6 protein-coding genes are annotated in these 7,640 nt (G+C 65.6%); 1 reads left to right on the top strand and 5 read right to left on the bottom strand.

Translation table 11 applies throughout. The annotated features are described in order from the left end of the window. Both ACIOHP_RS49865 and ACIOHP_RS49860 read right to left on the bottom strand, forming a co-directional pair. On the bottom strand, positions 1-3,558 hold a 3,558-nt coding region (locus tag ACIOHP_RS49865), incomplete at its 3' end, for a trypsin-like peptidase domain-containing protein (RefSeq protein WP_401898516.1). 44 nt (positions 3,559-3,602) lie between these two features. After that, entirely contained in the window at positions 3,603-3,959 is a 357-nt protein-coding gene (locus tag ACIOHP_RS49860; protein ID WP_401898513.1) for a CU044_2847 family protein, read from the bottom strand. A gap of 284 nt (positions 3,960-4,243) precedes the next feature. Here ACIOHP_RS49860 and ACIOHP_RS49855 point away from each other — a divergent pair, with 284 nt between their 5' ends. Further along, positions 4,244-4,585, top strand: coding sequence for a DUF5713 family protein (locus tag ACIOHP_RS49855; protein WP_401898512.1), 342 nt, complete (start codon positions 4,244-4,246; stop codon positions 4,583-4,585). A 206-nt stretch (positions 4,586-4,791) separates the two neighbouring features. On the opposite strand, the gene ACIOHP_RS49850 is transcribed toward ACIOHP_RS49855, so the two are convergent. The 3 genes from ACIOHP_RS49850 to ACIOHP_RS49840 all read right to left on the bottom strand — a co-directional run bounded on the left by ACIOHP_RS49850 (position 4,792) and on the right by ACIOHP_RS49840 (position 7,343). Then, a complete protein-coding gene (locus ACIOHP_RS49850) occupies positions 4,792-5,187 on the bottom strand; it encodes an Imm50 family immunity protein (protein WP_401898509.1) in 396 nt (131 codons plus the stop codon). Then, positions 5,180-5,692 carry an Imm50 family immunity protein gene (locus ACIOHP_RS49845; protein WP_401898507.1) on the bottom strand — a complete coding sequence of 171 codons (513 nt, stop codon included), beginning with the start codon at positions 5,690-5,692 and terminating at the stop codon, positions 5,180-5,182. Before ACIOHP_RS49845 ends, ACIOHP_RS49850 begins: the two co-directional genes overlap by 8 nt. A 109-nt stretch (positions 5,693-5,801) precedes the next feature. Then, the gene (locus tag ACIOHP_RS49840) at positions 5,802-7,343 is read right to left on the bottom strand and encodes an IS4 family transposase (RefSeq protein WP_401898505.1); all 1,542 of its coding nucleotides are present in this window, start codon (positions 7,341-7,343) and stop codon (positions 5,802-5,804) included. Positions 7,344-7,640: the final 297 nt, after the last annotated feature.

Genomic DNA, 7,640 nt, shown 5'->3' with positions numbered 1-7,640 from the left:
GGGAAGGCGCGGAAGCCGGGTACGTGTATGGAAGGCGGTCAAGGGACCCTGTGAGCCTTTGGCGCTTTGGCTCCGAGATTGGCGCCGCAGCGTCTGGAGTGCCTGCATGGTCGCGGCAGCCAGTACGCGTTCGCGGTGGGAGTGACCCTGGTTATCTGCCATTTCGGTGAGGATTCGGAAGACATGGTCTGCCTCGGGAGAACCACTGGCGTGACCATTTGGGTCAGCGATGGTCTCTACGTATACGTCGAGCAGGAAGAAGGCTTCCTCGCGGGCTGTCTCGCCCATGTCAGGCTCGGTGACCAGTCGCACCAGAATGGTACTCAGGCGGGGGCTGCCCGCAGGTTCGGCGTCCGCGAGGGCTCTGGCGGCGGAGACTCGGGCGTGTTCGTCCAAGCGCGGGTCTTCGGCCAGTGAAGCGAAGACGTCGGTGGCCTGCGGGTGGCCGGCGTTCTTCAACTCGTGCGCGGCGCGCAGTCGGATCGACGCGCCAGCGGAGACGTCTCGGGCCAGTGCGGTGAGGAGTCCACCCGCTCGTGTGTCGTGGAGGACGGCAAGCCGCTGGGCAACTCTGAGGCGAAGAGGGTGAGTGCGTTCATCCTCGGACGAGTCAGCATCCATTGTGTCGGCCAGACGAACCAGCATGTCAGCGGCTCGGGTGTCGCCTGCGTCGGCCAATTCGCCGAGAGCTGTGGCTCGGATGGCAAAGTCTAGGTCACTGTTTTCGCCGTAGGAGACGAGCAGTTCGGTGTAGCGGTTGGCGTCGATGGACTGCAAGGTCCTCATCAGCTCGTATCTCAGTGCGCGGTCGACCCCCTGCTCGCCGGCCAGCGCGAGCAGCAGCCCGGGAGCACGTGGGTCTCCGGCTTCGGCAAGTCCTCGCGTTGCCAGGGCTTTTGCGTTCAGGCTGAGCTCGGCATCCTGGGCGCACGAGACAAGCAGTTCGGCGTAGCCAGCCGGGTTGGCAGACTTGAGTGCCTGTAGAAGGCGTTTCCGGGCCCCGGTATGAAAGACGGGATCGGCGACAACGTTCACGAGGCGACGTGCGAGTGCCGCATCCGGTAGTCCATCGAGGATCTGCTGCATGGCGCTCTGCCGGTCGAGCGGTCCGGCTTCGGGGTCTGCGGCGAGGCTTAGCAGAGCTTCCGGATAGCGTGTGTCGCGAAGGGCTCGCAGGGCGCGGGCGGCCATGATGCGGTCGTTGTCGCTGACCATATGGTCCGTTGCTACGGCGAACAGGATGTCCGCGTCTCTGTCGTCCCCCAGACCGCGTAGGTGGTACGCGAGTTCTCGTCGGAAGAAGCCAGTGCATTCCGGCTTGTCCGCGGTGGCGGCGAGAGTATCGGCCGACCGCCGCACGACACGTTGGGTGACCGGGAGCCCATCTTGCACCAGTCCGGCGACGAATAGCGCGCCCTGCCAGCTCGTTCCACAACGCCATAGGGCCTTCGTCAGCAGAGGGTGCTCGCCCACTACCGCGATAAGGAATCGAGTGAAGGAGTCGTGCTGCCGCCACTCCGGCGGCAGACGTCTTCCCCAGCGTCCGAACAGACCCCTAAGGGCATCGCCAACCCGCTCGGGGTCACGGGCGAGTTGCCGAGCGGCCAGGAACTCCAGCAGTGTCTGGTGAATGAAGACGAGGTCCCCACCACGCTCCGTGAATAGTCCGCTCCGGCGCATGGTTTCCCGTAAGATCGCCCGCCATACGTCCTCCGGGAGGTCGGAGGGGCGCAGCTCTTGGGTTCGTGACGTGAAGTATTCGAGAGCTGTCGAGTTCTGGCCATCCAGCCAGGTGAGGGCGAACTCGCTGGCCAGATCGACGACTTGGGAGGGAAGGCGCTCAGCCGCACTGACGGCTGCGACGCCATATCTGGCTGCTGCCGTTCGTGCCTGCGCGATGATCCCGGTGGGGGCGTCACTGTACTGTCGGCTCTGCAACAGGCTCACGAAGGATCGATACACCTCGTGGCGGGCTGTCGGCAGCGGGGGCTTCGGCTGGTCGGCGAACAGTTGGCACAGCATGGTAGCCATCAGCGGCACGCGCACCAGCGCTTCACGGTGCCGCTCCCCGAACTGGAGTGTGAACTGTTCCGCAGCCTGTTCGGGTTCTGGAAGGCCGAGAGCGTTCAGCCAGCGCGCGGCGAACTCTCGTAGCTGAAGGCTGTCGAAGGGGAGCAGATCGAACGTAGCGGCATGCCAGTGAGCGCTACCAGGTGACAGCAGTTCAGGCACCGGCCGCGTGGCGAGGACGCATCGGTACGTCGCCGCTTCGGGATCGGCATTGCGTATGCCCGCCAGCCTCGTGAGAACGATTTCACGTTGGTCACGGCTCACCAACTCGTCCAGTCCGTCGACCAGCACAAGCCAAGAGGCTTGAGCACTGGGCCTTTCACGGAAGAACTCAACCGGCCAAATCCCAAGCGGGCTGTATCGGCCCGCGTCAGCTCGTGCAGCCGCTTCCAATGCTTGCGCCAAAGGCCGGTCCTCCACCAGGTCGGAAGCCTGCACATATATGGGCACCAGCATCGGCGCCCTCCGCACCGTCCGGTGCGGAGCATCGAGGGTGCCGTCGACGCGCCACCGCGCCACACACTCCCGGACCAAGCTGCGCAGCAGGCTCGACTTACCCGCTCCTGGCCCACCCGTTACCAGGGCATCCATGTGATGTTCGATGACGTCGCCGGCCTGTAACCGCTCCGCGTCCGCCACTTCCGGACCAGGACCGGCGCCCAGGGAGCGGGCATGCTGGCTGACGTACACGGTCGACAGAGGTGGTGAGACATTTCCTGGGACCACGCCCGGATAAGGGTGGGACTCAGCAGCTCGTTGCGCGGCATCAAGGTACGTGCGCAGCCTCCGGCTTGGGAATGCCCACTCGCCGTCCCTCAACTGTTCGTCAGTGAGCGTCTCAAACCAGGGCTGCTGCGCCTGCGGCAGTCGGCTACTCACCGCCCGAGCCGCTGCAGCGTGCAGATCCCGCACGCGTTGAGGGCACCGGGACAGCAGTGCAGACGCAGACAGGGCGTGAGCGCTGCCGGAATGGTCCGAGGTACAGAGCATCCCCGCTACTGCACCGGTCCGCTTGTTCAGCACGGCGCTGCCGCTGTATCCAGGGCCGACCGGAGGGCCCCATAACCGACTCAGGACACCGGGCCCCGCTGAGTCTCGCCGCGAAGGGCCCTGGTAGGCGAGTTCTACGGACTGGCCACCGCGGAACATCCCGTCCGGATGACCCCACGCCCAGACATTGTCGCCGTCCACGAGGCCGCCATCGAACAGAACCCACGGGCCGACATCATCGATTGGGTTCTCGTCGGGAACAAGCTGCAGCAGTGCCAGATCGAACCCGACTCTAGGGTCACGGAAGTAGTGCTCCAGCACAGGGCGCAGACGTACGGCCCGGCCGTCCGTACCGACCTGGCCATGGACCACCTCGGGCAGCGATTCCGCGCTGTCGGCCACCACGTGGGCGCAGGTCGCCACCATGCCGGGCGCGATGAAGAATCCGGTACCAACCGTCTGGGGAACGGTGCCCGTGGACCGGACCGTCAGGGCCACGGTCGCTGCTCTGAGCAGGTTCTGGGTAGCATCGCTCACAGCGGTCACGGCGACGGCGCGGCCCACTCCAGCGCGACCTTGAAGGTGGACCTGGCGGTGGCTTTGCCGAGGACCGCCACAAGTGTGCCGGACTCGACCGCGAACTCACATGCAAACTCAACCGTGGCTTTGGCACTTCCCGTCTGCTGCAAGCGTGTACCCATCACTCTGGCAACTCCGATCAACGAGTCCACGGCCTCCTCCAATGTCGGCCGTCGCGCGGCAATCTCGTGCTCGCTGCCACCAGCCGTCGCCCCCAGCCGCTGCACCGACAGATACACGGTCTGCCCATCCGCCGTCACAGGAACCAGAGCCGCTTCGCCCCCTGCTGGAGCTTCCCCCGCCACACCCTCACCGATCACGTCACATCTCCCCTGCCCATGGCCACGAACCAGCCTTCTGTACAGCGCCGTTCAGCCTAGTAGTGCCGCCGGGCGCCCACCGGGAAACAACCCAGTGATTTCCCCAGGAGCCGGCGGACAGCACCGCGACCTTGTTCATCTGGCAGTTTCTCCTTCAGCGATCTCGGTTGGCGACTACTGCGCGAGCCGCGGGCGGTGAGGGTCTGGCATACAGAGTGAGCGTCGTTGTCAGAGGCGCCATGCATGATCGGTGCATCAGGTCTTCACGGAGTTAGGAAAGCGCCATGCCGATCACGAACCAGCAGGTAGAGGGACACGCGTTTCTGCGGCAGATGTACGACGACTCGTACTTCCCTGATCGCGTAGTCGACCGGGGGAAGGCGATCCTACTGCGGCTGTGCGAGCGAGTTGAGGCCGAGCAGCCGTCCGATCTGGGGACCTTGTACGCGCTCACCCAGGCCACGACGGAGGAATTCAACCTGCTCGACAGGGAGTTCGTGGCGGCCGGAAGCGGAATCGAGACGATTGCGCGTGAGTGGATCTGTGACGAGTTTTGCTTCGTCGCGTCGGCATACGGATTCACGGACGCGGATGCGGAGGCGCTGACCGCCGGCCGGGACTGGTGAACGACGACGGGACAGCCACCTCCGATCAGAGCCATTCGTTAACCTCGCCCTTTCATGGGCGACAGATACTGATGGCCCATCATGATGGGCCGGGTGTCGCTGACCTGCAATGTTGTCCCACGCCGGGGCCCTGTCGAACATCTGTGGCCTTCACCTCGCAGGTGAAGCTCCTGGTGCGCCAATCCGATCTTGACCGGCGAGTGATGTCACTGCGATCGGTTCCACAGGCGTCCGACGGGGCACTCAGCACGGATCTCGGTGGCCTCGAAGGACACGCGCTTGTCCTGGCCGGCGAGCACGACAATGTTCCCCGCGAGGGTGGCGGTGGTTGTGGGCCAGCCGGACCAGCCGTTCACCTCGAAGTTCTTCACGCCGATGCAGACCAGGACGAACTCGACCGCGTTGTGGCCTCTCGCCTGCCACAGGTCCGCAGCGCCGTCCGGGACGGCGAAGGCGGAGAACCTCAAGGTGACTGACGCTGCGCGTTCGTCGATGAGGACGCAGTCCAGGTGGTAGTCCGTCAGCGGTGGCGGGGGTGAGCCGAGAACGTCGCGGACCGTCTCGGGATTGGTCACCTCGGCAGACCAGTCGTGGTCACTCATAGAACGCCTTCGCGGTCGGGGGAGGCAGCACCTGGTGCAGACGCTGGTCGACCCGGCTCTCGAACCAGCGCCGAGCAGTATCGAGGTCCGCGTCGTTGGAGCGATAGGCGTTGAGATGGTCAGCCTTGAGGCCAGCCCAGGCGGTGAAGTCCAGCGAGAATCCCGCTCCGTGCACCGCGACCCTGATCCGGCGTTCGTATACCTGGACGAGGGGGCTGAGCTCGATGTCGACCACGGTGCGGTCGGGAGTGCCCCGCATCCGCAGGTCCTCGCCCACGGCCAGGAACTCGATCTGGGCCTCGAACCGGTCGCAGCCCGCCTCGGTCCACGTCACGGGAGCGCGGTCCGGAAAGCGCGGAAGGTCCACCCGCAACGTCACACCGGGGCCGTAGGGGCTCAGGTGGACTGATCTGAGGACGAGGCGCTCCAAGGGCGGCAGCTCGGTATAGAGCGCGGTCAGCCGCTCGGAGTGCACCAAGAGCTCCGACCACGTGTCGGCTGTCATGGATGGGCTCCTCTGCTCTGGATACCTCACGCCCGGCGATGCTGACCCGATCATCGCCCAAGGGGCGGCCAGAGAGCTAGAAAGTGCCCCTGAACTGCAATGCCGGTGATTAAGGCGTTTCTGCAGGTGAATGTGGGTGTCCCGGGTTCCGTGTGACTTTGACTGAGTAGCTGACGTTGCTGGGAGGGCGCGGTTCGTCGCGGCGTTTGGCTTCGAAGGTGTTCCTCGGTGGTTTCTTCAGTCGTTGGCAGCGGCGGTCGCGGTGTGGGGGCAGGAGGTCGTTGAGGAGTTCCTGGACGACTTCGGCCCGGGCTGCGCACAAGACCTGCGGGCTCGCTGCGGTCTGTCCGGCGGTCTTGAGCCGGGCGAGCTGCACGGTGGTGGTGAAGGAGATCCGGTCGGGATCGACCTCACCTTGTTCGGCTGCGTGGACTTTGAGCGCGCAAAGGCCCTGATAGACGGTGAGGAGTGCGTAGATCTCCTGGCAGATGAGCTCGGAGGTCTTGGAACGCAGAATGAAGCCGGCGCCTCGCAGGCGGTTTTTGAGCTCGGCGAAGCCGTTCTCGATCTCCCAGCGTTGGTGGTAGAGCTGGGCCAACTGCCGTGCGGGTGCTTGCCGGTGGTCGAGCAGGCTGGTCGCCAGGCGGAACTTCTCCACCTGGGGCGGCCCGTGCTGGGGCCGGACGGTGACGGCGTAGTCGATGATGCGCACGAGGTGTCCTTCGGGCAGCCCTGTCGGGGTGCGGCCCTGGAAGCGGGCGTTGCCCAGGCGCTGGCCCTCGGCCGGAGTGGGCATGACGGACACGTACGAGCCGTCGGGCAGAACCCACAGTGGTGGCAGGACGAGGTTCTTCTTGATCCGCCAGGCGAGGTGGCTGCCGGTCGCTTCGACCAGACCCCACAGTTCATGGCCGGCGAAGTTGCGGTCGGCCAGCAGCAGTATGCCGGGCCGCAGGGAGGCGAGCAGGCGGCGGGCGAGCTTGTGCCCGCTGAATTGGGCAATCGAGTCGAAGGCCGCGTCGATGAGGGCGTGGGTGCCGCACTCGATCAGGGCCATCAGTCTGACCTGCGGGTTTCCGCTCTTGTTGGTGCCGTCGCGGCCGGTGAACCCGAACGCTGCTGCGTTCTCGGGGGTGTCCGGCACGTCCAGCGCGGTGCCGTCCCAGGCGACCAGCCGCAGGCCGAAGGCGAACGCTCCCGGGGTCGTGGGTGTCGCCTGGGCACCACACCGGCGCTCGAACAGCGCCTGGAACGGCTTGTCTCCCAGGCGCTGGCGGGCTCTGGTGAGAGCCGAACTGGTGGGCAGGCGCTGGACGAGGCCGCCCGGCAGGTGCCGCAGTTTCTCGGTCAGGGTCCGCAGGACCGCCCGGTATCCCGGCGGCCCGGCACTGTCGGAGCTGCTGAACAGGCACAGAGCCAGGACGAAGTAGACCACCGCGCGGGCCGGCAGAAGCCTGCGGCGGCGCTCGACCCGGCCGGTCAACTCCAGTACCTCGTCAACCACTTCGGGGGTGATCTCCTCGGTGATCACGCCGAGCCGGATCCGGTCGCCGAACTGCGGCTCCAGCCGCCTTCGAGGACTTCGAGGGGACACCGGACGGGCCGCCGTCGTGACGGTGGAAGCAACAGCAATGGCAGACTGAGCGCCCAACGGGGCTCCCTCGCAGACAGTCGGATCTTGGTCGATCTTCCGTCCTACCGGGAGCCCCGTTGCCGTGTCCCGAGATCATCTGCCGCATCATCAGATCGGGGCGAACCGGCACATGCAACCCCGGCGCTCCCTCACCCGAATCAGTCACCCGCATGCCCTCTACCTGCAGCGATGCACTAAATCACCGGCATTGCTCTGACCTGGGACGATGGGACTTGTCTAGGGTCCTGTTCGTCGTCAGGAAAGCTGCACTCCTCAGGTGAAGAAGAGTATCGGGTCGTACCCGTCTGTCCGCGT

The organism is Streptomyces sp. NPDC087859, assembly GCF_044742595.1.
GTDB classification, from domain to species: domain Bacteria; phylum Actinomycetota; class Actinomycetes; order Streptomycetales; family Streptomycetaceae; genus Streptomyces; species Streptomyces canus_F.
This window is presented reverse-complemented; position numbering and strand designations above follow the sequence as displayed.